General features: G+C 33.3%; 24 protein-coding genes and 4 tRNA genes. 2 read left to right on the plus strand and 26 right to left on the minus strand.

Annotated features, from left to right (window positions below):
• Position 1: 1 nt before the first annotated feature.
• The 13 genes from rplK to OLM51_RS18460 all read right to left on the minus strand — a co-directional run bounded on the left by rplK (position 2) and on the right by OLM51_RS18460 (position 6,816).
• Positions 2–439, minus strand: a complete 438-nt coding sequence (gene rplK / locus OLM51_RS18400) for a 50S ribosomal protein L11 (protein WP_026713295.1) — start codon at positions 437–439, stop codon at positions 2–4.
• A 67-nt stretch (positions 440–506) separates the two neighbouring features.
• Positions 507–1,058 carry a transcription termination/antitermination protein NusG gene (nusG, locus tag OLM51_RS18405; protein WP_029273444.1) on the minus strand — a complete coding sequence of 184 codons (552 nt, stop codon included), beginning with the start codon at positions 1,056–1,058 and terminating at the stop codon, positions 507–509.
• A 10-nt stretch (positions 1,059–1,068) separates the two neighbouring features.
• On the minus strand, positions 1,069–1,266 hold the full coding sequence (gene secE / locus OLM51_RS18410; RefSeq protein WP_264552046.1) for a preprotein translocase subunit SecE: 198 nt from the start codon (positions 1,264–1,266) through the stop codon (positions 1,069–1,071).
• 19 nt (positions 1,267–1,285) lie between these two features.
• Positions 1,286–1,356, minus strand: a tRNA-Trp gene (locus OLM51_RS18415).
• Between the two features lie 58 nt (positions 1,357–1,414).
• Positions 1,415–2,602 (minus strand): elongation factor Tu, encoded by a 1,188-nt coding sequence (gene tuf, locus OLM51_RS18420; RefSeq protein WP_031456758.1) that lies wholly within the window; start codon positions 2,600–2,602, stop codon positions 1,415–1,417.
• A gap of 55 nt (positions 2,603–2,657) precedes the next feature.
• A tRNA-Thr gene (locus OLM51_RS18425) sits at positions 2,658–2,729 on the minus strand.
• An 89-nt stretch (positions 2,730–2,818) separates the two neighbouring features.
• A tRNA-Tyr gene (locus OLM51_RS18430) sits at positions 2,819–2,899 on the minus strand.
• 61 nt (positions 2,900–2,960) lie between these two features.
• A tRNA-Thr gene (locus OLM51_RS18435) sits at positions 2,961–3,034 on the minus strand.
• 91 nt (positions 3,035–3,125) lie between these two features.
• Complete coding sequence (gene hpf, locus OLM51_RS18440; RefSeq protein WP_213254229.1) at positions 3,126–3,428, minus strand: ribosome hibernation-promoting factor, HPF/YfiA family; 303 nt, start codon at positions 3,426–3,428, stop codon at positions 3,126–3,128.
• A gap of 35 nt (positions 3,429–3,463) precedes the next feature.
• Positions 3,464–4,357 carry a tyrosine-type recombinase/integrase gene (locus tag OLM51_RS18445; RefSeq protein ID WP_264552047.1) on the minus strand — a complete coding sequence of 298 codons (894 nt, stop codon included), beginning with the start codon at positions 4,355–4,357 and terminating at the stop codon, positions 3,464–3,466.
• Positions 4,358–4,473: 116 nt separating this feature from the next.
• Complete coding sequence (gene rpsU, locus OLM51_RS18450) at positions 4,474–4,668, minus strand: 30S ribosomal protein S21 (RefSeq protein ID WP_115889621.1); 195 nt, start codon at positions 4,666–4,668, stop codon at positions 4,474–4,476.
• 195 nt (positions 4,669–4,863) lie between these two features.
• Positions 4,864–6,006 carry an acyl-CoA dehydrogenase family protein gene (locus OLM51_RS18455; protein WP_264552048.1) on the minus strand — a complete coding sequence of 381 codons (1,143 nt, stop codon included), beginning with the start codon at positions 6,004–6,006 and terminating at the stop codon, positions 4,864–4,866.
• A 15-nt stretch (positions 6,007–6,021) separates the two neighbouring features.
• Positions 6,022–6,816 (minus strand): ComEA family DNA-binding protein, encoded by a 795-nt coding sequence (locus tag OLM51_RS18460; protein ID WP_264552049.1) that lies wholly within the window; start codon positions 6,814–6,816, stop codon positions 6,022–6,024.
• Between the two features lie 366 nt (positions 6,817–7,182).
• Between OLM51_RS18460 and OLM51_RS18465 the strand changes: the two genes are divergently transcribed.
• Positions 7,183–8,634 carry an amino acid permease gene (locus OLM51_RS18465; protein WP_264552050.1) on the plus strand — a complete coding sequence of 484 codons (1,452 nt, stop codon included), beginning with the start codon at positions 7,183–7,185 and terminating at the stop codon, positions 8,632–8,634.
• Between the two features lie 77 nt (positions 8,635–8,711).
• Here the strand turns inward: OLM51_RS18465 and OLM51_RS18470 are convergent, their stop codons facing one another.
• The 7 genes from OLM51_RS18470 to OLM51_RS18500 form a co-directional block, all read right to left on the minus strand.
• Positions 8,712–8,939, minus strand: coding sequence for a PspC domain-containing protein (locus tag OLM51_RS18470; protein ID WP_213254239.1), 228 nt, complete (start codon positions 8,937–8,939; stop codon positions 8,712–8,714).
• 65 nt (positions 8,940–9,004) lie between these two features.
• Positions 9,005–10,276 (minus strand): DUF2851 family protein, encoded by a 1,272-nt coding sequence (locus OLM51_RS18475; RefSeq protein ID WP_264552051.1) that lies wholly within the window; start codon positions 10,274–10,276, stop codon positions 9,005–9,007.
• A 70-nt stretch (positions 10,277–10,346) separates the two neighbouring features.
• On the minus strand, positions 10,347–10,829 hold the full coding sequence (locus OLM51_RS18480; protein WP_264552052.1) for a 3'-5' exonuclease: 483 nt from the start codon (positions 10,827–10,829) through the stop codon (positions 10,347–10,349).
• Positions 10,830–10,909: 80 nt separating this feature from the next.
• Positions 10,910–12,271: a pyridoxal-phosphate dependent enzyme gene (locus OLM51_RS18485; RefSeq protein WP_264552053.1), complete on the minus strand. Its 1,362-nt coding sequence runs from the start codon at positions 12,269–12,271 to the stop codon at positions 10,910–10,912.
• A gap of 46 nt (positions 12,272–12,317) precedes the next feature.
• Positions 12,318–14,285: a putative porin gene (locus OLM51_RS18490; RefSeq protein WP_264552054.1), complete on the minus strand. Its 1,968-nt coding sequence runs from the start codon at positions 14,283–14,285 to the stop codon at positions 12,318–12,320.
• Between the two features lie 251 nt (positions 14,286–14,536).
• Positions 14,537–16,048, minus strand: coding sequence for a SusD/RagB family nutrient-binding outer membrane lipoprotein (locus OLM51_RS18495; RefSeq protein WP_264552055.1), 1,512 nt, complete (start codon positions 16,046–16,048; stop codon positions 14,537–14,539).
• Between the two features lie 3 nt (positions 16,049–16,051).
• Positions 16,052–19,339 (minus strand): SusC/RagA family TonB-linked outer membrane protein, encoded by a 3,288-nt coding sequence (locus OLM51_RS18500; protein WP_264552056.1) that lies wholly within the window; start codon positions 19,337–19,339, stop codon positions 16,052–16,054.
• A 658-nt stretch (positions 19,340–19,997) separates the two neighbouring features.
• On the opposite strand from OLM51_RS18500, the gene OLM51_RS18505 reads away from it, so the two are divergent.
• Complete coding sequence (locus tag OLM51_RS18505; RefSeq protein ID WP_264552057.1) at positions 19,998–20,663, plus strand: ribonuclease HII; 666 nt, start codon at positions 19,998–20,000, stop codon at positions 20,661–20,663.
• 32 nt (positions 20,664–20,695) lie between these two features.
• Here the strand turns inward: OLM51_RS18505 and OLM51_RS18510 are convergent, their stop codons facing one another.
• The 6 genes from OLM51_RS18510 to OLM51_RS18535 form a co-directional block, all read right to left on the minus strand.
• A complete protein-coding gene (locus OLM51_RS18510) occupies positions 20,696–21,547 on the minus strand; it encodes a nuclear transport factor 2 family protein (RefSeq protein ID WP_264552058.1) in 852 nt (283 codons plus the stop codon).
• A gap of 174 nt (positions 21,548–21,721) precedes the next feature.
• A complete protein-coding gene (locus OLM51_RS18515) occupies positions 21,722–22,318 on the minus strand; it encodes an NAD(P)H-dependent oxidoreductase (RefSeq protein WP_264552059.1) in 597 nt (198 codons plus the stop codon).
• A gap of 79 nt (positions 22,319–22,397) precedes the next feature.
• Positions 22,398–22,880 (minus strand): helix-turn-helix domain-containing protein, encoded by a 483-nt coding sequence (locus OLM51_RS18520; RefSeq protein ID WP_264552060.1) that lies wholly within the window; start codon positions 22,878–22,880, stop codon positions 22,398–22,400.
• A complete protein-coding gene (locus tag OLM51_RS18525; RefSeq protein WP_264552061.1) occupies positions 22,856–23,215 on the minus strand; it encodes a hypothetical protein in 360 nt (119 codons plus the stop codon). Before OLM51_RS18525 ends, OLM51_RS18520 begins: the two co-directional genes overlap by 25 nt.
• 21 nt (positions 23,216–23,236) lie before the next feature.
• Positions 23,237–23,938 (minus strand): lipoyl(octanoyl) transferase LipB, encoded by a 702-nt coding sequence (gene lipB / locus OLM51_RS18530; protein ID WP_264552062.1) that lies wholly within the window; start codon positions 23,936–23,938, stop codon positions 23,237–23,239.
• 5 nt (positions 23,939–23,943) lie between these two features.
• On the minus strand, positions 23,944–24,696 hold the full coding sequence (locus OLM51_RS18535) for a hypothetical protein (protein ID WP_264552063.1): 753 nt from the start codon (positions 24,694–24,696) through the stop codon (positions 23,944–23,946).
• Positions 24,697–24,736 lie beyond the last annotated feature (40 nt).

Here is a 24,736-nt window from a genome sequence, read left to right on the forward strand (position 1 = left end):
ATTAAAAAGGAGCATCTCCTGATACAGTTATACCCATAGATCTAGCTGTTCCAGCAACCATACTCATTGCTTTTTCTACTGTAAAAGCATTTAAGTCAGGCATTTTGTCTTCAGCAATAGCTCTAATTTGTTCCCAAGTAACACTAGCTACTTTTTTACGATTAGGCTCACCAGAACCAGATTTTAGCTTTGCAGCTTCCATTAACTGAACTGCTGCTGGAGGAGTCTTAACGACAAAATCAAATGATTTGTCTTTATACACAGTGATTTGCACTGGGCATATTTTGCCAGGTTTATCCTGAGTTCTAGCATTAAATTGCTTACAAAACTCCATGATGTTTACCCCAGCAGCTCCTAAAGCAGGTCCAACCGGTGGCGACGGGTTCGCAGCACCTCCCTTAACTTGTAGTTTAACTACCTTACTAATTTCTTTAGCCATTTTTAAAAAATTTAACACTGCAATCAATGGAAGCGATTGCAATGGATATTATATATGTAACAAAAAATTATACTTTTTCAACTTGCATAAAACTTAATTCCAATGGTGTCTTTCTTCCGAAAATCTTAACCATTACTTCAAGTTTACGCTTTTCTTCATTTATTTTCTCAACTGTTCCGTTAAATCCGTTAAAAGGACCATCGATCACTTTAACTGTTTCACCTAAGTTGAATGGAATAGCACGAGTATCTGTATTTACCGCAAGCTCATCTACTTTTCCTAACATTCTATTTACTTCAGAAAGTCTCAAAGGAACAGGTTCCCCACCTTTAATCTCTCCTAAAAATCCAATTACACTTGTAATAGATTTAATAATATGAGGTATCTCACCAACTAAATTGGCTTCGATCATAACATATCCAGGGAAATAAACTTTATCCTTAGACATTTTCTTTCCTTCTTTTACAGTAACTACTTTTTCTGTAGGTACTAAAACTTGGGAAACATAATCACCCATACCTAATCTGGCAATCTCAGTTTCGATGTAAGCTTTGACTTTATTCTCTTGTCCGCTTACTGCTCTAACTACGTACCATTTTTTCACATTATTATCTGCCATCACAAAAAAATTATCCTTTTAACCAGTTAAAAAATCCAGCCAAAGCTTTTGCAAAAAATTCGTCTACTCCCCATGTTGCCAAAGCGAAAAGAATCGAAAATACAGCCACAACAATTGTCAATTTTTGAACCTCAGCCCAAGCAGGCCAAGTAACATTTGACTTTAACTCTCCGAAAGCCTCTGATAAATAATTCGTAACTTTTGTCATTTGATATATTTTTTTATTGCACGGGCGGAGGGATTCGAACCCCCATCAACGGTTTTGGAGACCGCTATTCTACCCTTGAACTACGCCCGTAATTAAAGCCAGTGACTTCAGTTAAGAAAATCAACTGGCTTTTATAGTTTTTATAGGATTATCCTACGATTTCAGTTACCTGACCTGCACCTACAGTTCTACCACCTTCACGGATAGCAAAACGTAAACCTACGCTCATTGCGATTGGGCTTAATAAAGCAACATTGATAGTCAAGTTATCTCCTGGCATTACCATCTCTACTCCTTCTGGTAAAGTAATAACTCCTGTTACGTCAGTTGTACGTACGTAGAACTGTGGACGGTAGTTATTATGGAATGGAGTATGACGTCCACCTTCTTCTTTTTTCAAGATATAAACCTCAGCTTTGAAAGTAGCGTGTGGTTTTACTGATCCTGGCTTAATGATAACCATTCCTCTTTTGATAGATTCTTTATCAATACCTCTTAACAATAAACCTACGTTATCTCCAGCTTCACCTCTATCAAGGATTTTACGGAACATCTCAACTCCTGTAATAGTAGAAGTTAATTTATCAGCTCCCATACCAATGATTTCAACTGGATCTCCTGTATTAGCAATACCTGTTTCGATACGACCTGTAGCAACAGTTCCACGACCAGTAATTGTAAATACATCTTCAACCGGCATCAAGAATGGTTTAGCTACGTCACGCACTGGCTCTTCGATCCAAGCATCAACAGCTTCCATTAATTCAATGATTTTTGGTACCCAAGCAGGATCATTATTCAATCCTCCTAAAGCAGAACCTTGAACTACAGGACCATTATCTCCATCATATTCGTAGAAAGATAATAAATCTCTAATTTCCATTTCAACAAGCTCTAACAACTCAGCATCATCAACCATATCCACTTTGTTCATGAAAACAACGATTCTTGGAATACCAACCTGACGACCTAAAAGGATGTGCTCACGAGTTTGTGGCATTGGACCATCTGTAGCAGCAACTACTAAGATAGCTCCGTCCATTTGAGCAGCACCAGTAACCATGTTCTTTACGTAATCCGCGTGACCTGGACAGTCAACGTGAGCGTAGTGACGGTTAGCTGTTTCATACTCTACGTGTGATGTATTAATAGTAATACCTCTTTCTTTCTCCTCTGGAGCGTTATCGATTTGATCAAACGATTTTGCTTGACAGTAACCAGCATCAGACAATACTTTTGTAATTGCAGCAGTTAATGTAGTTTTTCCGTGATCCACGTGTCCAATTGTACCTATGTTTAAGTGCGGTTTGGAACGATTAAAATTCTCCTTTGCCATTTTACTTAATTTTTAATCTTAGTTATATATTAATTTTCAATTTCCTACTTACTTGAGCCAATGTCGGGATTTGAACCCGAGACCTCTTCCTTACCAAGGAAGCACTCTACCCCTGAGCTACACCGGCAGAGAGTTCTGATTTTAGATTTTTGAATTCAAATTTCAGGTTTTAAAAACCCGAAATCTAAGACCCGAAATCTTAACTTCTTTTTTTTGTGGGGAGAGCAGGATTCGAACCTGCGAAGTTCACACAGCAGATTTACAGTCTGCCCTCGTTGGCCGCTTGAGTATCTCCCCTAATTTTTAAAATTCCATTATTTTAAAAGAACAAATTTCAAATCGCATTTGAAATATTTTGAGCCGATAGAGGGACTCGAACCCACGACCTGCTGATTACAAATCAGCTGCTCTAGCCAGCTGAGCTACATCGGCGAATGCATTAAAAAAGTCCGCTATTTCTAACGGACTGCAAATGTAGCTATTTTATCTTTTAATCAAAACATTTTTTGAAAAAAAATTTCAATTATATGTGTGCTCTTATTTTTTCTTTCCTTTTTACAAGCAAACGCTCTAAAGATTCTGCCGAAAGCTCAACCGCCTCTTCAAATGTTTTACATTGTTTTTTTACCAAAAAATCATCTCCCGGAACATTAATCTTAATCTCTACTGCCTTATTCTCCTTATCACTTGTTCTCTCAACCTTTAAAAAAACATCAGACGAAACAACTCGATCATAATATTTTTCCAATTTACCCATTCTCTCCTGGATAAAATCCACCAATTTTCGGTCAACAGTAAAGTTAACTGCATGAACATCTACCTTCATAATACTAATTTTAGGGTTAAACATTTCAGAAATCATTATTTATTCCGAGGATGCGCATCAGCATACACTTTCTTAAGTTCCGCTAAACTATTATGAGTATAAACTTGCGTAGACGCTAAACTCGAATGCCCTAATAACTCCTTAACTGAATTTAAATCTGCTCCATTATTTAACAGGTGAGTCGCAAAAGTATGCCGAAGCACATGAGGACTTTTTTTTACCTTTTCAGAGACCCTACTAAAGTAAGAATTTATTAATCGATACACAAAAGATTCACTCATTTTTAACCCTTTTTTCGAAATAAAAAAATAATCCCTATCAACTATATTTTCAACCAAAGCACGCTCCTCCAGATAAACCCTAAACTGATCAATAATAACCGGCAAAACTGGAACTATACGCTCCTTATTTCTTTTACCCAAAACCTTAATCACATTTGAAGACATATCAACATTATAAGCCATCAAATGAATCAGCTCCGCCCTACGCATTCCAGTAGTATAAAAAAGATCCACAATTAACTTATCCCGAATCTCCTCAAAACCAACAGGAGAATTCACCTCCTGCATTAAATCCGTCAATTCCTTTTCAGAAAACGGAATCTGAACAACCTTAGGCGTTTTTAACGCCCTATGCTTCAACATAGGACTAACCTCTATTTGCTTTGTTTTAAGAAGAAATTTATAAAAAGACTTCAAAGAAGCCATTTTTCTATTAACAGAAACATTAGAAATATTTTGATCCACCAAAGAAACAATCCAACTTCTAATCTGACTATAACTCACTTTCTCTATACCATCTTGTTCAAAATGCGTTTTATTAAAAACTTCAAAAAACTCAATATCATTTAAATAAGCCAAAACGGTATGATCCGAATATTTCTTCTCCAATTGAAGATAATCTCGAAAAGCATCTTTATTTGATTTCATCAGAACCCATATTATTTACCAACACAAAACCTTGCACCTCAAAATTAAGCATAAAAAAAACCGTTAGCATCAAAATATTGATTACTAACGGTAATTATTTTTTAAAAAGTCTGATATTAACTTTCTAGACTATCTCTCAAGCCTTGGATGTAAGCAGCTTTTTGAATTTGAGCTCTTTTGATAACAGAAGGCTTAATAAAAGCAGTACGTGCTCTTAATTGACGAACAGTTCCTGTTTTATCAAATTTTCTTTTATAGCGCTTTAATGCTCTATCGATATTTTCTCCGTCTTTAATTGGTATAATTAACATAATATAGACACCTCCTCTCGTTAAGGTTGCAAAAGTATATATTAATTATGAATTATGAGTTATAAATTATAAATTATTTTTGCAATAAAATGTAAAATATAGAAATACAAGCTGTTTTACACCCGTAAAGCTGTACTTTTCGCCACTTCTTTTTACTTTTTCAAATTATCTCTCCACAAAAAATTACCCTTTATATTACTCTTTCAATAAATTCCTAGAGATAACTACTTTTTGAATTTCAGTAGTTCCCTCTCCAATTGTACAAAGTTTAGAATCTCTGTAGAATTTCTCTACTGGAAAGTCTTTTGTATATCCGTATCCTCCATGAATCTGAACAGCATCATTTGCAACTTTCACACAAGTTTCAGAAGCATACATCTTTGCCATTGCTCCAGATGTTGTTACTGGTTTATGCTGTTGTTTTAAATATGCTGCTTTATGCAATAATAGTTCCGAAGCTTCAATCTCGGTAGCCATATCAGCCAATTTAAATGAGATTCCCTGAAAACTACTTATAGGCTGGCCAAACTGATATCTTTCCTTTGAATATTTCAATGCAGCTTCGTAAGCTCCCTTTGCAATTCCTAAAGACAATGCTCCGATAGAAATTCTGCCTCCGTCTAAAATCTTCATTGCCTGAACAAATCCCTGACCAACTTCACCTAATCTGTTTGCATCTGGAACCCGACAATTATCAAAAACCAATTCAGCCGTTTCACTTGCGCGCATTCCTAATTTATTTTCTTTTTTCCCTGAAGAAAATCCTGGCATTCCTTTTTCAAAAACAAATGCCGTCATTCCTTTAGAATCACCTTTCTCTCCAGTACGAACAATCACAACAGCAATATCTCCCGAAATCGCGTGCGTAATAAAATTTTTTGCCCCGTTAACGATCCACGAATCTCCATCCTTGACAGCAGTAGTATTCATACCACCGGCATCAGAACCTGTATTATGTTCTGTTAATCCCCAGGCACCAATAAATTCGGCTGTAGCTAATTTTGGCAGCCACTTTTTCTTTTGCTCTTCATTTCCAAAAGTCAAAATATGATTTGTACATAATGAATTATGAGCAGCAACAGACAAACCTATTGATGGATCAACTTTTGAAATTTCTTCTATAATAGTAATGTATTCATGGTAACCCAATCCGGATCCGCCATATTCTTCTGGCACCAAAACGCCCATAAATCCCATTTCTCCTAATTTTTTAAATAATGGAATTGGAAAAATTTGAGCTTCATCCCACTCCATTATATTAGGTCTAATGTTTTTATCTGCAAAATCCTTAATAGACTGCGCAATCATTAACTGTGTTTCGTTGTAATCAAAATTCATTGTGGCTATTTTTTTTTAGAACTCCAAATATAAACTAATTATTTTTGCTTTTTCAACAGGAAAACCTTTAATTTTTGATAAATCCTCAATATTTTCAAAATTTCCGTTCATACTTCTATAAGTGACAATTTGTTTTGCCAGTGCATATTTAAAATATGAAAATTGCGACAACTCTTTTAACGAAGCGTCATTTATAGCAATTTTTCTAAAATCTGAAGGCACTACAGTTTTAAAATGAGAATTTAATTCTACTAAAACCTGTGGTGATAATCCCCAAATTTCATTCAACTGTTCCATAGAAACAAAACAGCCTAAAATTTCCTTTTGTTTTAAAATTCGCAATGATAATGCTTCACCTATTCCGTAAATTTTAATTAAATCTTCCTGAGTTGCCTGATTAATATCCAAAACTTTAATTTTTTCCTTTTTGAAATCCGTTTTCTGAGCATACTCCTTTCTCTCACTTTTAAAGCTGGGTTTATTCTGAATCCAATCCGGGAATTTAAAGAAAGGCGAAATAACCTTTAATAAAGAATCTGAAACTTTTGTCACCTCTTGAAATTCTTCGGCTGAGTTTACATATTTATTTTGTTTTCGAAAACTCAACAATCTGTCAATTTCTTCAACAGACATTCCCAGTTTGTACCCTTTGTAATCAGAAATAAAATTTGGATTAAAAGAATACACTTTTGGCTTTTGATTATATTGAACAGAATGAATAGAATCTACTTTAACCTGTAAAGTCATCCATTTCTCTTTATCAGAAAAAGATTGGGCAACCTGTTCAAAGCCTACAAAGAAGTATATCATCTGTAACACAATTATAATTAAAAAAAGTAGAAAAAGTCCTATCCGCTCCTGACTGGTAAATTTACAATATTGCTGTAAAGCTTTAAAGTAACTTTTCTTCATATGTATTAAGTTTCATATCGAATACGAATATAAGCAAATTATTTTAATTTGTAAGAAAATTAACACTTAATTAAATTTATAAAGAATTGTATTATTCAAAATTTATGCTGGTATAAATTGATAAATCACAGGCTCCAAAGATCGTAAAGCCTTACTTTTATTAATATTTTAAACATTTTATAACTTAAAACATGATAATTGTTTTTATTTTTTACAAAAAACAATACATTTGGAGCTTAATAACAAATAAACCAATATTATAGTATGTCAATTTGGAAAACTAAACCTCTTTCGGTATTGCTTGGTGAAGCATCCGAATCTGAAAAAGGATTAAAAAGAACCTTATCTTCACGTTCGCTTGTTGCACTTGGAGTTGGAGCAATTATTGGAGCGGGACTTTTTTCGCTAACCGGAATTGCAGCTGCAGATCATGCAGGTCCTGCCGTTACAATTTCTTTTATTTTAGCCGCAGTAGGTTGTGCATTTGCAGGACTTTGTTATGCTGAATTTGCTTCAATGATTCCTGTTGCCGGTAGTGCATATACGTATTCTTACGCAACTATGGGGGAATTTATGGCATGGATTATCGGTTGGGATTTAGTTTTAGAATATGCTTTAGGAGCTGCCACAGTAGGTGTGAGCTGGTCTCGTTATCTTCTTGAGTTACTCGCTAAATTTAACATACATCTTCCTCCTCAATTAATTTGCTCTCCGTGGGAAACCTTAACATTAAGTAACGGAACAGTGGTTGAAGGCGGAATTGTAAATTTACCTGCAATATTTATCGTCTCTTTACTTTCTTTATTATTAATAAAAGGTACTAAAGAGTCTGCATCATTAAACAATTTCTTAGTTGTTGTAAAAGTGGCTGTTGTTCTTATCTTTATTGTATTAGGATGGAAATTTATCGACCCTAGTAATTACACTCCATACATTCCTGAAAACACTGGTGTATTTGGAAAATTTGGATGGTCTGGAATTGCTGCCGGAGCCGGAACTGTATTTTTTGCTTTTATTGGTTTTGATGCTGTTTCAACTGCGGCGCAGGAAGCTAAAAACCCACAAAAAGGAATGCCAATTGGTATTTTAGGTTCTTTAGTAATTTGTACTATATTATATGTACTATTCTCTCATGTTATGACAGGACTTGTACCTTATTATAAATTTGCCGGAGATGCAAAACCAGCTGCCACTGCATTTGCTGTAACTGGATACGACTTTTTACAAACAGGCTTAATTGTTGCCATCTTAGCAGGTTATACTTCTGTAATATTGGTAATGCTTATGGGGCAAAGTCGTGTTTTTTATACTATGAGTAAAGATGGTTTATTACCTCCTTTCTTTAGCGACATCCACGCAAAATTCCGTACTCCTTGGAAAACCAATCTTTTCTTCCTTGTATTTGTTAGTTTATTTGCAGGACTTGTTCCTGTGAGTGATTTAGGACATATGGTAAGTATTGGTACATTACTAGCTTTTGTACTTGTATGTATTGGAGTTATGGTTATGCGCAAAAAAATGCCAGAAGCACCAAGAGCTTTCAAAACTCCATGGGTTCCTTTTGTGCCAATTGCTGGTATTGTAATATGTCTGGCTTTGATGTATTCTTTACCAAACGAAAGTTGGGCAAGACTTGTAATCTGGATGGCTTTAGGTATTCTTATCTACTTTGTTTATGGTAAGAAAAACAGCAAATTAAACAATCCGGAAAAATAATTTTCGAAACAATAGAAAACAAAAAAAGGATCAGAAAGTAAATTTTCTGATCCTTTTTTTTATGATTATGATTATAATTACAAGTCAAAAACCGAACTTCTTTTTGCTCTGATTAAATCTTTAAGACGAATCCAAAATGCCAAAGTAAGATAAACTCCAAATCCCAAACCGACAGTAACAAATGAAATATAGATAAAGAATAATCTAACACTCGTTACTCGCATTCCGAGCTTATCTGCCAATCTGGAGGAGACATGAAAACCGTATTTTTCGAAAAAGAATTTAAGTTTTAAAATTGCAGACATTTTGCTTTTAATTTTGATATGAAAACAAAAATACAAATTATCTGATCATTTTATTTTCTGATTTTCTAATTATTTTTCATTAACTCCATTCCTACTGCACATTTCAGACAAGCTTTCTTATTACAATACTCATTTTTTAATTCTAATAATGACTGAGTTTCAAAGGCACTTTTTGGTATAATACCGAAGGACTCAAATTTTGTAATTATTGCATTATTCTCTCCAGATACCTCATTCATAAATGTTACCAAATCTTCAGAAACAGATTCATCAAATACATTTGAATAAGCAAACTGAAGTGGAATTATTGTATTTATAATGATGAGATCTAAAAATTGCTTTGATAAAGGCTTAAGCTTCTTTGGACTTTCTTTATCGAACTGATAATGATTTTGCCAGTATAAACTAGTTGAAACCGACAGTAAATCGTATACACTTTTAGCAGATCTTAAAAGGATTATCTTAGAAAATAAATTTTGATGAGTATGGTATAAACTTGCTAATTGTGAAAGTCTAATGGTTGGAAAATTATCCGGACGGTGTTTAAAAAACTGAAGCGGACTAACATATGTTCTTTCTAACTGATATTTATGTAAAAGATAAAAATACCTGAATTTTAAATCGAAAAAATAGACATCTTCTTTTTCAGTATCTAATAAGCCCGAAGCTCCAAAAAGCAATGCTTCAAGATTTTCAATCTCAAAACTTTCTTTTCTAACAATAGTAAATGGAATAGCTTTTGCAATCTGCAAAAATGACTCTCCATTTGTATTTAGTCCAAAATTTTTAGCTAAAAGACAAAACAAAACGGCTTCCCAATCATTATTTGTTTCTGCCAGCAGATTAAAAATAAATTTTGATTTGCGCTCCAAACGTTCAAAAAATAGTCTTTCCTGCCAGTTTTTAAACACAAAACTATCTATTCCGGCAATTTCTTTTTCACAAAAAATCCAGGACTTAGCACTTATAAGTGATTGATAATTTGAAATAATATCAGATGAAACATAATCTCTTAAAATTAATACCGGAATTTCAGAATTATTTTCCCTGTATATCTCTGCATTATGTTCCCAAACAACATGTAGAATCACATTGTCATATGCGCGATCTTTCTCATGATGATGCAAATACCAATCGGAAGATTTTAAATGAATTTCGACATTTCCAGCCCATTTTTGTTCTCCGATTTTAATTTGTGCATTAAAGAAATCCGGGCCCGACAATTCTAAATAATCACCAGTCTTAATAATGGTAAGTATTTCTTTCTGAGCGGTCTTTAAATTCAAAGTATCAAACTTTTTGAATTTCCAGAGATAATGAAGAAAGTCTTCTCTCATATTAGATTTTGTTTTATTACAAAATCTAAATTACAAATTTTAATATTATTCCTACAAAATATACAAAATTTTATTGAAGCATATATAATTTGGCACAAGCTCTTGCATCTGATAATGCTTCGTGATGATTTAGCTGAATATTCATTTCACGACAACAATCACTCAGTTTGGTAGGTTTTACACCTTTTGCTTTATATATTTTAACTGTACATTCCCATTTTGCAGCTATGTTTAAGTCTTCATAATTCAATCCGTAAAGCAGCATTGACTTCATTAAAACATTACGATCAAAACTTTCATTGTGAGCTACTACAACTCTGTTTTTTAATCTTTTTTCAATTTCCGGATATACCTGTGCAAATGATTTAGCATTTACTGTATCGCGAGGATAAATACCATGCACCTGAATAGTATACGGATTGTATATATTATTTGGTGGTTTTATTAAAGTGACAAATTCGTCCACTATTACTCCATTTTGAACCGTAACAATCCCTACTGAACACGGATGATAGCTGGTTGCTGTTTCAAAATCTATTGCTGTAAAATTCATTTTCTATATTTAAAAAAAATATCCATAAATCCAATTGCAATATTCAATCAGATTTATGGATAAATTCAATTTATAAAGATCTATTTTATTGATCCGATTATATCATATTTAGTAATAATATGATGATGTCCGTTTCCTAAATCAACTAAAACGGCATCGTTTTCTTTTGTGAAAAGTTTAGAAACTTCTTCTATCGGAGTTCCCTTTTTTACAATTGGAAAAGGCTTACCCATTACTTCTTTAATAGGTTTTTCGGCAACATTTTTATCAGCTACATAACTTCTGAATAGGTCTGTTTCATCAACAGATCCAACAAATCCGTTTATATCTACAACCGGAATTTGAGAAATTTTGTATTTACGCATACGCTCAATAGCATGCGATACTAATTCTTCTGTACGCACCACAATTAATTCTTTATCTATGTGGTCTTTAATAACGTCTTCTGCCTTGGTAATATTCTCTTCAAGAAATCCACGCTCACGCATCCAGTCGTCATTGAACATTTTACCTACATAACGACTTCCTGAATCGTGAAAAAGAACCACTACAACATCATCTGGCTTGAAATGTTCTTTTAACTGTAATAATCCTTTAATACAAGCTCCCGCAGAATTACCAACAAAAATAGCCTCTTCAAGTGCAATCTTTCTGGTGTAAACTGCTGCATCTTTATCTGTTACTTTTGTAAAACCGTCAATTAAAGAAAAGTCAACATTTTTAGGTAAAATATCTTCTCCAATTCCTTCTGTGATATAAGAGTAGATTTCGTTTTCATCAAAAATTCCCGTTTCATGGTATTTTTTAAAAACGGATCCATAGGTATCAATTCCCCAAATTTTGATGTTTGGATTTTTCTCTTTTAAATATTTCCCCACACCAGAAATTGTTCCTCCGGTTCCTACTCCAACCACAAAATGAGTTATTTTACCTTCTGTTTGTTTCCAGATTTCTGGCCCGGTTTGCTCATAATGTGCCAAAGAATTTGACATATTATCATATTGATTTACGTACCATGAATTTGGTGTTTCTTCTGCCAAACGCTTAGAAACAGAGTAGTATGAACGTGGGTCTGTTGGCTCTACATCTGTTGGACAAACGACAACTTTTGCACCAACAGCACGTAAAATATCCATTTTCTCTTTAGATTGCTTATCCGATATAACACAAATTAGTTTATATCCTTTTACAATTGCAACAAGGGCCAGTCCCATTCCGGTATTACCAGAAGTTCCCTCAATAATAGTTCCTCCGGGTTTTAGTCTTCCATCAGCCTCTGCGTCTTCAATCATCTTAACGGCCATTCTGTCTTTTACAGAATTCCCGGGATTAAAAGTTTCGACTTTTGCCAATACTAATGCATCAATTTCAGCAACAATTTTGTTGAGTTTTACTAGTGGTGTATTCCCTATTGTTTCTAAAATATTTTTTGAAAAGTCCATTTTATTTAAATTTAATATTTGGTTTTAACGATAAAACAATGCCTTTTTATTGGAAGAAATTCCAAACTAAACCAAATCGGATAACAAAATCACGATAAGGATTATTAGGCGCTGAGTAATAATTACTTTGAGAAAAAGCAGCATTAAAGTGCTCTGCTTTTAAATAAATTCTGGTTTGACGAATTCTTGCATTTACAAAAAAATCAAAATTGGCATAGTTTCCAATTTCTTTTGTATTCTGAACAAAAAACTCTCCAACAACCGGGTTATAACTATTTCCATAGTATTTGGTAAAATAATTAAATATGATACCTGTTTGCATAAACAATGCTTTCTTGAAAAAATGAGTTGAATAATACAATGTGTTTCTCGTTACAAAATCAGGCACATTTAAGATTAAATCGGACTGATCTACTTTTTGATACAAAAGTGTATTGTCTAATGCAAATTTTCCAAACGTAAACTCTCTGCTTGCTTTTACAGAAAAATAATTGATTGCATTTCCATATTGTGCAGGATTTATAATCTGAACATTTGCTGCTGCCTGAGCAGGAGTCGAAACATCTGCAAAATATAAATGATCCTTTAATACAGAATATTGTACCTCAGCATTTAACCAGGGTGTAAAAACATTCGCACCTAGCTGATTAATCTTTTCATTTTTAAAATTATTTGACCAATTGTATTCTACATAACTGCTTTGGTATAAATTGTAGTTATTGTTTGGCAGTTTATTAATGTTTCTAAATCTGAAATCAAATTGAATTTTTTCATTTAAATCATATCTCAGCTTTGCATCAAGATCAGAAAGTGACTGATTGGTAATGGAGCGCGTATATAAGAAACGGCCATTCCATTTGTTTTTCTGATATTCATATTGTCCTCCAACATTATTAATCTGCAGGAATAAATTATTTGGAATAACTGTCCCGTCTTTTTTTACAATAATTCGATCGTATTCAAAATTTGATCTGTAATCGTCAACAAAAAAATTAAATTTCCCCAATAGTGTATTTTCATATGCTAATCCTACCTTATTATATAGCTTCTCAAAACGAGTCTGGTCATTGATATTACCAGTTACGTAAGCTGCACCAAAACGTTGAACAGATGTTGTCCCTACATTAGAAAGCAATGTTGGCTGTTTGTACTCGAAATATTTGCCTTCGTAATTAAATTGATGTGTTACATATAAATTATTATCTCCTCCCGTTGGATTTACCCTAAAAGCATGGTCTAAAAAGAATCTTCTTCCTTTTAGCAGAGATTGGGCATCCGTTAAATACACTTGTAGACGTTGCCTGTTTTTATAGTCCTTATTATCACTTTCAAAATCTTCAGGAGTTGTTATTCCACCATTTTCTTCGTTGGTAACATCCTGATAAGTCACGTGAGCATTTAAGGCATATCGTTTATTTGTAGTAGTATAACTGGTTGTAAATCTAAAATTTCCAACACTTACTAATTGATTTATATAATCCCCTTCTGAACGCAAACCTCTGTAAGCAATCGAAAAATTAAGGTTTTTGGATGTATTCAACGTAATAAAAGAATCTACGTTTTGACCTTTATTTATAGTTGTGTTAAAAAATAACTCTGTTAATGGAGTTGCTGCCGAATAATATCTAATATCCTCCGCCTGCAGGTAATCAAAATGTTTTCCTGAAAAACCAATTTCCGGATAAGGAGAAAAACTGGTCAGACTATATTGTAATGTATTATAAGTTTGCCCAATGTTCGAAAAAGAGAGTAATCCAAAATTATCTTTTCGAAGATAGTTTTGTCTATAAGCGCTTTTTATTGTTAAAGACGTATCAACATAAGTTGTATCATGTTCTAATGTAATTATTTGATATTGATCGATTGTCGCAATTTTTGCTTTTTTCTTTTTTACAGTATCGGTTATACTTGAATATTTAGAATTCATGTCTAAACCCTTTTTAGAAGTAGTTTTTTCCTGAGAAAACAATAATGTAGGTACAACTAATAGATATAGAAAAATGAATATTCTCATTTGATGGCTTTATATAAAATTATTTCGAAAAATTTAGTGAAGCAAAGGTAAAAGATAAATACGTATAAATAAAAAAACATAATAGATAATATAAAATCTCAACAGATACTATTATAAGCAAGAACCCCGATCACAAAAGTTGCAATCGGGGTCCTAAAATTCAAAATAATTATTGTTTACTATTCTAAGTTAGCATTTGTTTTGATGATTGAATTTATTGAAAACTCTAAACAGCCATCATAAAAACAATATTAAAACTTATCCCAGAATAATTTTGTATTCATTAAATCTCCACCAATATCGCTGGCAGCTTTTTTATAATTTGTTCCGTTAACTGACTGCTCAACTCCTGGATAAGTATATCTAACCGGAACTGTAAGGATGTTTTTATTTACAGCAGTAGTTGGTGATTTCAAAATAGGGAAATCTAATCTTCTGTAAGATGTCCATGCCTCAAATCCTCTATTATAAAGAGCAAACCAAGCTTGCATACCAATTTTCTCTTTCCAGGTTGCTCCACTTAATGGGTTTGTATAACTTACTTTTGGTTGTGCCAAATAAGTCGTAATACTTGCTGGTGCTACTCCCCAATCTGTCATCGAAGCAGTAATCGCAGCATCATAATACGTTTTTGCTGCAGCCGAACCACCAGGAATTAAGCCTTTCTCAGCTGCTTCAGCCAATAAAAATTGCAATTCAGAATAGTCAAATATTGTAGCTGGATAAGCTGGATTATTTAATGTAGCGCTTATATGTGAGTACGTTGCAAAAACGTTAGCTTCACCATAAGTACCTCCAACAAAAGTTCTTCCTGCTGGAATAACCGGAGCTGGTTTTGTAGCATTAACAAAATATTTTGTCATCCTTGGATCTCCACCTGGTACAACAGCATCCATTGCTGCAACAAAAGTTTCAGCCGGAATAAAATCATCTCTCTTACTAACCACTAGATCAGCATATAAAGGGTTTTGATTTCCTGAAGTAGTTAAGTAAACTAATTTAGTATTATCTGCATTAGCAGTCATTACACCAGAAGCAATAGCTGCCTGAACCTGAGTAGCTGCATAAGCCTGATCTACATCTGAAATGTTTACTGCTAATCTTACGATTAATGAGTTAGCAAATTTTACCCATTTTCCATTACTTGCTGCATCACCTGCATAAATAATATCTGCACCACCAAAGTTTGGACTTGCGGCATTTTTTTTCAATACTGCAACATCAGCTGCTAATCTTGTAATAAGATCTTTGTAGATTGTCTGAGCATCATCATAAGCTGGTAATGGATATTTTACAATATCACCTGCTTGTGTGTAAGGAACGTTTCCGAAAGTATCCACTAAAATACTATAAGTATAAGCTTCTAAAATATCAATAAGAGCTAATTTATTTTGCTTAACATTAGCAGCTTCGTCAGATTCAGTAACTTGCTTATTAATCATCCCTTTAGCATCATAAAAATCAGCTAAGACATCTCTGTACAAAACACGAAAATGGCTATCCGGAATTTTTCTTGCTGTTAGATCGTATTGACTTTCATTAGGATAAGTCGTTTCTGCCCATTGTTGAGCAAACAATCTAAAAACGTTTAAGTTAACACTTGTACTTGCCATCTGGTCTACTAATTTCTTTTCAGCATTAGTAAACATGTATTCTGCTTTGGTTGTCGTTGGTCTTTTAGGATCAACGTTCATATCTGTAATATCAGTACTACATGATGTAGCAATACCGATAAAAGACATTAATAAAAGTATTTTTTTCATGATTTAGAATTTTAATGTTAGATTACAACCAATGTTTCTTGTTGTAGGTAGTGACCCTCCTGAATAACCTGAAGACAAGTTACCTGAACTGATTCCACTCTCCGGATCTGCATCTGGAAGATTTTTATGAATGATCCATAAGTTAGATCCAACTAAAGAAAGTCTTAAATCTGTTAATTTTAATTTAGAAACCAATGTTGATGGGAAACTGTAAGTAATATTCACTTCTCTTAATTTCACATAACTTGCATCGTATACGAATGCTTTTTGTGGGTTTTTAGTATATCCGTAGATACCTCCTGCTACTTCTGGAGCTGGTGTTCTTGTTGTATTTGGTGTACCGTCAGCATTCACACCTGGAAGAATAACTCCACCACCATTAGCCAATGTATTTCTTACTGGGTTTCCTAACTCGTTAACTCCGGCTGTAGACTCATACAAACCTGAGTTTTGTCCGTAATATTGATCTAAAGAGAAAATATCACCACCTTTTTGCATATCAATTAAGAATCCTAAAGAAACTTGTTTGTATGTAAATTTGTTACGAATTCCACCAATCCAGTCTGGAGTAACATTTCCGATTACATTAGTAACAGATTCAGTCATTAAATAAGTTCCTCCTTTAGTTACTTTTTGTCCGTCTGCAGCATACACGTAATCTTTACCAATGATATCACCATAAGCATGACCTGGTTTTGCAATAATACTTACACCACCTTGGAATGTTCCTAAAGTTAATGTTTCAATTCCTGGCGCTAAAGCCTCAACTGTGTTTTCGTTTTTAGACCAGTTTACAAAAATATCCCATTGAAAATCTTTTGATCTTACCGGAGTTGCATTAAACTGCACCTCAATACCTCTATTCTCAACAGAACCTGCATTTGCATATCTTGAAGAATATCCTGAAGATGTAGAATAATCTACAGGGAAAATCTGATCAGAACTTAAACTTTTATAAACACTTGTTTCAAAACCTATTCTTCTATCAAAAAATTGCATCTCTAAACCAATCTCCTGAGATTTAGTTTTTACAGTATGTAAATCCGGATTAGCACTAATATCAGGTCTTGAGTACAACGGGTTTGATCCGAAGTTATTGAATTTGCTAAAAACGCTTTGTAATGCATACAAGTCAATATTTCCTTGTGGGTTTTCAGCATAACTTGCTCTTAATTTTCCAAAAGTCAACCATTCTGCGTTAACATGTTTAGTGAAAACGTAACTTGCAGATGTAGAGAATGTATTTACAGAGTTACCTCCTTTTGGTAATGTAGAAAACGCATCATTACGTACAGTACCATCTAAGTATAAAAAGTCTCTGTAACCTAAAGAAGCAGATGCATAAGCACTGTTTACTCCAGAATTATCTTCAGCTTCGATTGAATATGGAGCTGGATTTAATGAATTAGATAATGCATAAATTCCAGGAATAATAAGTCCTCCATCTGTAGAACCAAGTGTAGAAGTACGTCTTGTTCTTAAAGCATTAAGACCTGCTAAACCGTTTAACGAAATATCTTCAGTTAATTTATGATTAAAATTCAACGTTAACTGATAGTTTTGCTCAGAAAACATTCCACTATACTTTTGGTATCCTGAACCTACTGCTAATCTGTTTATTCCAAATGTAGCCGGTAAAGAACCTACTGCTTTTCTTTCTTCACGTAATTCAGAATAACTATCTGTACTTACTTTTCCAGTTGCAGATAACCAGTTTGCAAATTTATAATCTAACTGAGCGTACCCGATAAAACGGTTTCTCTCATCAGACTGATAATTATTGTATCTTGTAAAATAAGGATTATCAGCATATTTAGGGCTAGTATTTCCGTTCGCAGGATCTGCCATATTCCAAGATATGTTTTGTCCTCCTGATTTTTCATAAACATCTTTTTGAGCCTGAATATCAACGTTTGTTGCCCACCATTGACGGAATGACCCCATGATATTATCTCCACCATATCCTGTTGTATTTCTACCAACCGTATTTTGAGTCATATAGTTTGCAAATACATTAGCAGAAAGTCTATCTGTAAACTTATGATTGATTTTAACACTTAAATTGTTTTTCTTTAATTCACTATTTGGTAATATTCCGTTTTCTTTATAGTTATTGAAGTTCAAAACAAAATTAGTTTTGTCATTACCATCCTCCATAGAGACAGAATTGTTGAATGTAGTCGCTTTCTGAAAAAAGGTAATAGGACCATTTTTAGCTGCTTTCCATTCTGTTTTTTTACCGTAGTTTGGAGAATAAATAGAATAAGCATCCCATTGATACACAGAAAGACTTGGATCAAAAGCTACACCATAAGAAGCATCATCTGTTGTAGTTGCCACTTGGTTTCCTTTACTGTCAATTGTAAAGAAAGCTCCTGTTGGTCCAACCGGAACACCTTTAGGATTACCATTAGCATCATAAGTTGGTCCATAACCCTGACCGTATTTGTTTTGATAAACAGGGAACGTTTTTTTATCTACTGAACCTACAGTAAATTCACTAGAAACAGTTATTCCCAATCCTTTTTTAGCTTTTCCTTTTTTGGTTGTAATCATAATTACACCATTTCCAGCCTGCCATCCATACAATGCAGCTGCTGCCGCACCTTTCAGAACGTTTAATGTTTCAATATCATCCGGATTAATATCCATAGCAGCGTTACCATAATCGTATGTGTTACGTGCTCCTTCAGTTTGTTTTCCTGCACTTGAATTTGTATTAGCATTATTGATAGGCATACCATCAATAACAATAAGCATTTGGTTATCTCCTGTTAAGTTTTTAACACCTCTGGAAACTACGTTTGTAGACCCTCCAAAATTGGTATTCTTTCTAATATTTACACCAGCAGCTTTTCCAGAAAGCTCATTAAGAAAGTTTCCACTTGCAACCCCTGAATTTAAATCAGCACCTTTAATTTCTTGTGAAGCGTAACCTAAAGATTTTTTCTCTCTTTTAATCCCTAATGCTGTTACTACTACACCTTCAAGTTCAACTGATGAACTTACTAATTTTACATTTACTGCAGTTGAGCTAGCTGCTAATTCTTGAGATCTCATCCCAATATAAGTAAATACCAAGATTTGACTTGGTGCTGCTTTGATAGAATATTTTCCATCAAAATCTGTTTGTGTTCCAACTTTTGTCCCTTTAACTAATACACTCACACCTGGCAAAGGCATTCCTGCATTATCGGAAACAATTCCTGAAACAGCTCTTTCTTGCGCAAAGGTAAGTTGCGCCATAAGTACTAGTAGTAGCACTAAGAATCCATTAAACTTTAGTTTCATTTTATAAATTTTGAATTAGTATGCGGCAAACATCATAATATTTTCTTAAAACAACAATGCTATTTCTTAACATTGCTAAAATCTATTTTAATATTATTTTAACATTTGTTTATATTTATGTATTTAATTATCACAAAATAAGTACTATATGTAATTTTATGCATAAAATACTGTAATTTTGTTAATATCAATATTAACATTTAATTAACATTTAAAGGAAGAATATCCTCAATAAAAAAGAAACAAACTTAAAAAAAATATAGCTTTAATCCTACAAAAAAAGACGAAATAAAAACATTCTCTATTGAAAATGTTTTTATTTCGTCTTTTTTAAATTTACAAGCCATCATTTGACCGTAATAAATTGTAATTCAATTCTTCTAAGTTTTACATTCTCGTACTTTCTCTTTTTAATGTAGATTTTCTAAAAAATTCCAACTAAAAATTTCGCAAAAAAAATCTTAAAAACTCAACGTTTCCTCTGTTTTTACAGTAGATCACAGATTTAAACTCATTTTTATTTATTACCGGATTTATGCCAATTTTGCTTTTTAATATAAGTATTCCAAAAAAACAAATAGGCCTCTGTAATCCGTTTGAATCTATTTATGATTTTTAGAAAAAAAAGTACAATATTTGCTTTTTTAAAATTTAAAAAATGCTCGAAAAAAATTACTCAGGATTTGTTTTGGAAGCCGGAACCGATGAAGCCGGAAGAGGATGTCTCGCCGGACCAGTTACTGCCGCAGCTATAATTCTGCCAGCCGATTTTGAGAATCAAACCTTGAATGACAGTAAACAATTATCTGAAAAAACAAGAGCACTCTTAAAACCTGTTCTGGAAAAAGAGGCATTATGCTTTGCGGTTACACATTTATTTCCTGAAGAAATTGATGAAATAAACATTCTTAACGCATCCATGAAAGGTATGCAGGAATGTATTCTAAAATTAAAACAAACTCCTGAATATATTATCGTAGATGGGAACCGTGCTCTAAATGCTAAACTAGGCATTAAAAACACCTTTGGTAAACAATTCTCTACAACTGAAATGGAGCTTTTAAAATCGATTCCAAATCAAAGCATTATAAAAGGAGATGCCAAATATTTAAGTATTGCCGCAGCTTCTGTTTTGGCCAAAACGTATCGAGATGAATACATGGATCAGATTCACGAAGAATTCCCTATGTACAACTGGAAACAAAATAAAGGATATCCAACAAAAGAGCACCGGGAAGCGATTAAAGAATTTGGAACAACAAAATATCACAGAATGAGTTTTAGACTTTTACCCGAACAACTCACTTTAGATTTCTTTGAATAATAAAAAACGACCTGATATCAGGTCGTTTTTTATTACTTTTTACTTTTCAAAAATTCAGCAAACTGTTTAGTATCAAAATAAAAGGGCCTTACGGCAGTAATTTTTCCATTCTTTAAATCAAAATGTTCTGAAATCGGCACAGACATTGTCTTCCCTGACTTCTTAGCCCTACAACTTATGGTAAAATAAATAATCACCTCATTCTTAGAAGCGTCACTAAAATAAGTTGGTTCTTTTTCTATTTGCAAATCAAAAAACTCATTTGACTTTGTAAACATTTTAGTCCATTCGCTAAAACCTATATAAGTCCCTCCGTAAGGCAAACCTACTGCCTGATTGTAAACAGCGCCATCTTCAATTAAAGTTGCCATGGTATTAAAATCTTTTGTTTTAAAAAGACATTCATAATACTTTGCAACCACATTCAGATTCTCTGCTTCCAGATTTTTAAGTATATCAGCCTCTGATAATGTTGCCGTTGTATCCCAAAAACTTATAATTTTACTGACTTGCCCTTTTCCGTTTAATCTGGCAAAGTCCCTACCCGCCATTATTAGTTTATTTTTTGAATCCAGAATTTTCCATTCCCACGTTACATAATTATCTTTTACAACTTTAGCTCCTGAAGTTAAAATTGCATCCGGATATTTTTTGTAAAACTCATTTATAACATTATTAAAAGGAACAATTCCCTTTATAGAAGCCGAAGGATCTTCAAAGGTACTATCGTCTAACCAAATCGATTTAATCAATTTTAGTCGCGCATCACTGTTTTTTTCTTGCCAGACTTTTTCGTAAATCGTAACAGGATATAATTTATCTTTCTTTTGAGCAAAAAGACCATTAAGCATAAACAGGAAACATACAAAGTAGATTTTTCTCATAAGTTGTTGGATTAGATTTCGTTAATAGCTTATATTAAAGTATAAAACCAAATTTACCATAAAAACATCAAAAAACCACGATATTGTTGCAATTTACCATCAATTGAAAATCTAAGTTCTGAACCGACCATTTTTAGTTTTTTTTCAATGATTCTTTTAAAAAATAAATTTCTATTAAAAAACAGAAACTTCATCAATCTGTTTAAAAGCATTTTTAAGCTCATTTTCCCATTCTAAAACACTTTCTGCCGAAGCTCTGTCTGCCTTGTCAAAATAAAAATGCTGTTTGACTTCTAGTCCACAATACCTAAAAACTCCGGTATCTGAAGTTAATTCCAAAGCTTTATCCATTCCCATTGCTTCATATTCAGCATTTGATTTTCCGTGAGAATTTACAATAATGGCTTGTTTTCCTGTCAGAAGACCTTTTTGGACGCCCTGATCGTATCGATATGCAAATCCGTAACTAAAAACGCGGTCAATATAACCTTTCATAATAGCCGGCATTCCGGTCCACCAAATTGGGTAAACAAAAATAATCTGATCTGCCCACGAAATAAAATCCTGTTCTGTTTTGATATCCTCTGCAACTTGTCCCATTCTTTGCCCCTGCATATCCTGCAAAGAAAGAATAGGATTAAAATTGATTTCGTTTAAATCACGAACCACAATTTCCTGCCCTGATTTTTCTAAAGATTCTACAATTGTGTTTTTGAAGAAATGATTTAAACTTGCTTCATTTGGATGTGCGTAAATAATTAAATTTTTCATGTTTTCTAGTTTTTAAGATTGAACATGACAAATGTATAACGCAGGTTTGGGGAGTAATTGTAAGAAAACGAAATCGGTCTTATAGAGGTTTTGAACTACAGATATCGCTTTGAAATTTGAGGAACTTTGTTGGCGAAATATTCATATAATATTTAAAGTCGTGAATAAGCTGGCTTTGATCATAATATCCGCATTCGTCAACAATCGTTAACCAGTCTATTTTTAACTCGTTTAGAATATTTTTTTGAATTTGATCAACGGCTTTTAAAAATCGTTCATAGCGATTGGCTTCTTTAACCGAATATCCAAAAACCTTTTTTTGATTGAGCTGAATGTTTCTTTCGGTTTGATTTATCTGTGAAGCAATCGCTTTTATGGGATTTAAATTCTCGTCCTGAAAATCGTTTAAAAGAGTCGTAATTGTCGTTTGTTCCCGCAAATAAGGTTTACAGAAATCTAAAATAAAATCGACACGTTCTTTTGGATCAGGAATATTTTGAAGTTCTTCCCATAAAACCGTAAAACAGTTTTCATTAATTAAATCATCAGGATGAATGGGCATCGAATCAAAAAGCGCATTGCCAAAGAATCTGTAAAAGCATCTTCTTTAAAATTGGCAACCAAAATTTGCGAACCAGGTTCTAAAGTATAATCAAAAGCTTGTTTGATTGGTCCCAAAACAATGCATTTTTCTACTTCTAAAAAAGTATTCTGCTGCGATTTTAAAGAGGATTTTGTTCCGAAGTTAAAAGCCAGAACGCTTTGAAAACTTGGCAATAAAGTTTTGGTTATAGGAAATTCTGTTTTATTTTCAGCAAAGTAGAAATGCGAAAAAACAGTTTCAAATGCTGAAGGAACAGCAATTCTATAATTGTTATTTTCTTCAGCATTTTTCATACTATATAAATTTTCAAAAGCTTAATTAATAAACTCAGCTTCAAATAATTCGGTTAAATGTTTGATGATTTTAGCCTTAACTTCTTCTTCATCGACCTTTTCAACACCAAGTTCTACGTTTAAAGAGGTAACACCTTTTCCGCGAATTCCACACGGAATAATATTATCAAAATAACCTAAATCCACATTTACATTTAATGCAAATCCATGCATGGTTACCCAGCGTGAAGCACGAACACCCATTGCGCATATTTTACGGGCAAATGGTGTTCCAACTCCTAACCAGACACCGGTTTCACCTTCGCTTCTGCCCGATTCTAAACCATATTCGGCCAGAGTGAGGATAATAGATTCCTCAAGCAAACGAAGATATTTATGAATATCAGTAAAGAAATTTTCTAAATCAAGAATCGGATAACCAACAATTTGTCCCGGACCATGATATGTAATATCACCACCACGATTGATTTTATAAAAAGTAGCTCCTTTTGCTTCGAGCTGTTTTTCATTTAATAATAAATTTTCAAGATCACCGCTTTTACCCAATGTATAAACATGTGGATGCTCTACAAATAACAAATAATTTGGAGTTGACAGATCTAGTTCTTCTCTTCTGTTTTTGATTTTTAAATCGACGATAGCTTTAAAAAGCTCTTCCTGATATTCCCAGGTAGATTTATAATCTCTGTTACCCAGATCCTGAAGTTGGATTTTTTTATTCATTTTAATTATTTTTCAAACTCAACATCAAAGTTAAGTTTGTCAGGATTCTCCATATAATCCGTAAAAGTGTATTGAATTGTAATTGATTTTCGATCGTCACTAAACAGCGCATTCGGGTTAGAGACTTTCTTTATCTTTTTTGGAAAGTGATATTTTAAAATATAATTTGACGAAGCAAAAATCATTTTAGACATGTCTGCTGCAGAATCTTTAGCTTTTGCAGCTCGTTTTTGTTCATCAATTACTGCTTTTCTGGTAAATTTCTTTCCGTCGTACGTGTAACTTAATTTACTGTTATTGTCTCCAAAACCACTGCCCATTGGGTTTGCACTTGCCCCACCTTCCAGTTTCTGAAGCGTTCCCATTGTTTGCAAAATATCCTGAAGCTCATTTACATTTTTAAAGTCAGTCGATAAGGTCATTAAGAATTGTTTCTTAGCAGAACTCATTTTTGTATCCACTACAAAATTTTCTAATTTTTTAAGCTCTTTTTGAGTTTCAGGAGAAAGCTTGGCAATACTGTCTTTTTTCTCTTCAAACAATTGTTTAAAAGTAAAAGTAGAATCGATATCTTTTTTTGCATCGGCCCCCATTTGGCTGCCAATTTGGTCCCCTGCCATTTCCATCAGGGCAGAACCGTCCATATTTACAGAGAATTTTCCGGAACCATTATCGTTAACATAAATATTTTCGGTAAAAGTGCAACTTGTTAATGTTGCTAATAAGAAGAAAAAACTTAATAGTTTATATAATTTCATCGTCATGTAATTTTTATCAAATATACGAACTCTATTTCTA

The sequence above is a fragment of the Flavobacterium sp. N2038 genome, assembly GCF_025947185.1.
GTDB lineage: Bacteria > Bacteroidota > Bacteroidia > Flavobacteriales > Flavobacteriaceae > Flavobacterium.

Excerpts from the sequence above, each read along its gene's own strand:
- OLM51_RS18505 (WP_264552057.1), top strand. The coding sequence starts at position 19,998 with ATGCTCGAAAAAAATTACTCAGGATTTGTTTTGGAAGCCGGAACCGAT.
- OLM51_RS18535 (WP_264552063.1), bottom strand. The coding sequence starts at position 24,696 with ATGAAATTATATAAACTATTAAGTTTTTTCTTCTTATTAGCAACATTA.
- OLM51_RS18495 (WP_264552055.1), bottom strand. The coding sequence starts at position 16,048 with ATGAAAAAAATACTTTTATTAATGTCTTTTATCGGTATTGCTACATCA.
- nusG (WP_029273444.1), bottom strand. The coding sequence starts at position 1,058 with ATGGCAGATAATAATGTGAAAAAATGGTACGTAGTTAGAGCAGTAAGC.
- OLM51_RS18485 (WP_264552053.1), bottom strand. The coding sequence starts at position 12,271 with ATGGACTTTTCAAAAAATATTTTAGAAACAATAGGGAATACACCACTA.
- OLM51_RS18475 (WP_264552051.1), bottom strand. The coding sequence starts at position 10,276 with ATGAGAGAAGACTTTCTTCATTATCTCTGGAAATTCAAAAAGTTTGAT.
- OLM51_RS18520 (WP_264552060.1), bottom strand. The coding sequence starts at position 22,880 with ATGCCCATTCATCCTGATGATTTAATTAATGAAAACTGTTTTACGGTT.
- OLM51_RS18470 (WP_213254239.1), bottom strand. The coding sequence starts at position 8,939 with ATGTCTGCAATTTTAAAACTTAAATTCTTTTTCGAAAAATACGGTTTT.
- OLM51_RS18465 (WP_264552050.1), top strand. The coding sequence starts at position 7,183 with ATGTCAATTTGGAAAACTAAACCTCTTTCGGTATTGCTTGGTGAAGCA.
- OLM51_RS18445 (WP_264552047.1), bottom strand. The coding sequence starts at position 4,357 with ATGAAATCAAATAAAGATGCTTTTCGAGATTATCTTCAATTGGAGAAG.
- OLM51_RS18510 (WP_264552058.1), bottom strand. The coding sequence starts at position 21,547 with ATGAGAAAAATCTACTTTGTATGTTTCCTGTTTATGCTTAATGGTCTT.
- rplK (WP_026713295.1), bottom strand. The coding sequence starts at position 439 with ATGGCTAAAGAAATTAGTAAGGTAGTTAAACTACAAGTTAAGGGAGGT.
- OLM51_RS18460 (WP_264552049.1), bottom strand. The coding sequence starts at position 6,816 with ATGATATACTTCTTTGTAGGCTTTGAACAGGTTGCCCAATCTTTTTCT.
- OLM51_RS18500 (WP_264552056.1), bottom strand. The coding sequence starts at position 19,339 with ATGAAACTAAAGTTTAATGGATTCTTAGTGCTACTACTAGTACTTATG.
- OLM51_RS18490 (WP_264552054.1), bottom strand. The coding sequence starts at position 14,285 with ATGAGAATATTCATTTTTCTATATCTATTAGTTGTACCTACATTATTG.
- tuf (WP_031456758.1), bottom strand. The coding sequence starts at position 2,602 with ATGGCAAAGGAGAATTTTAATCGTTCCAAACCGCACTTAAACATAGGT.
- OLM51_RS18525 (WP_264552061.1), bottom strand. The coding sequence starts at position 23,215 with ATGAAAAATGCTGAAGAAAATAACAATTATAGAATTGCTGTTCCTTCA.
- OLM51_RS18480 (WP_264552052.1), bottom strand. The coding sequence starts at position 10,829 with ATGAATTTTACAGCAATAGATTTTGAAACAGCAACCAGCTATCATCCG.
- hpf (WP_213254229.1), bottom strand. The coding sequence starts at position 3,428 with ATGAAGGTAGATGTTCATGCAGTTAACTTTACTGTTGACCGAAAATTG.
- secE (WP_264552046.1), bottom strand. The coding sequence starts at position 1,266 with ATGACAAAAGTTACGAATTATTTATCAGAGGCTTTCGGAGAGTTAAAG.
- lipB (WP_264552062.1), bottom strand. The coding sequence starts at position 23,938 with ATGAATAAAAAAATCCAACTTCAGGATCTGGGTAACAGAGATTATAAA.
- OLM51_RS18455 (WP_264552048.1), bottom strand. The coding sequence starts at position 6,006 with ATGAATTTTGATTACAACGAAACACAGTTAATGATTGCGCAGTCTATT.
- rpsU (WP_115889621.1), bottom strand. The coding sequence starts at position 4,668 with ATGTTAATTATACCAATTAAAGACGGAGAAAATATCGATAGAGCATTA.
- OLM51_RS18515 (WP_264552059.1), bottom strand. The coding sequence starts at position 22,318 with ATGAAAAATTTAATTATTTACGCACATCCAAATGAAGCAAGTTTAAAT.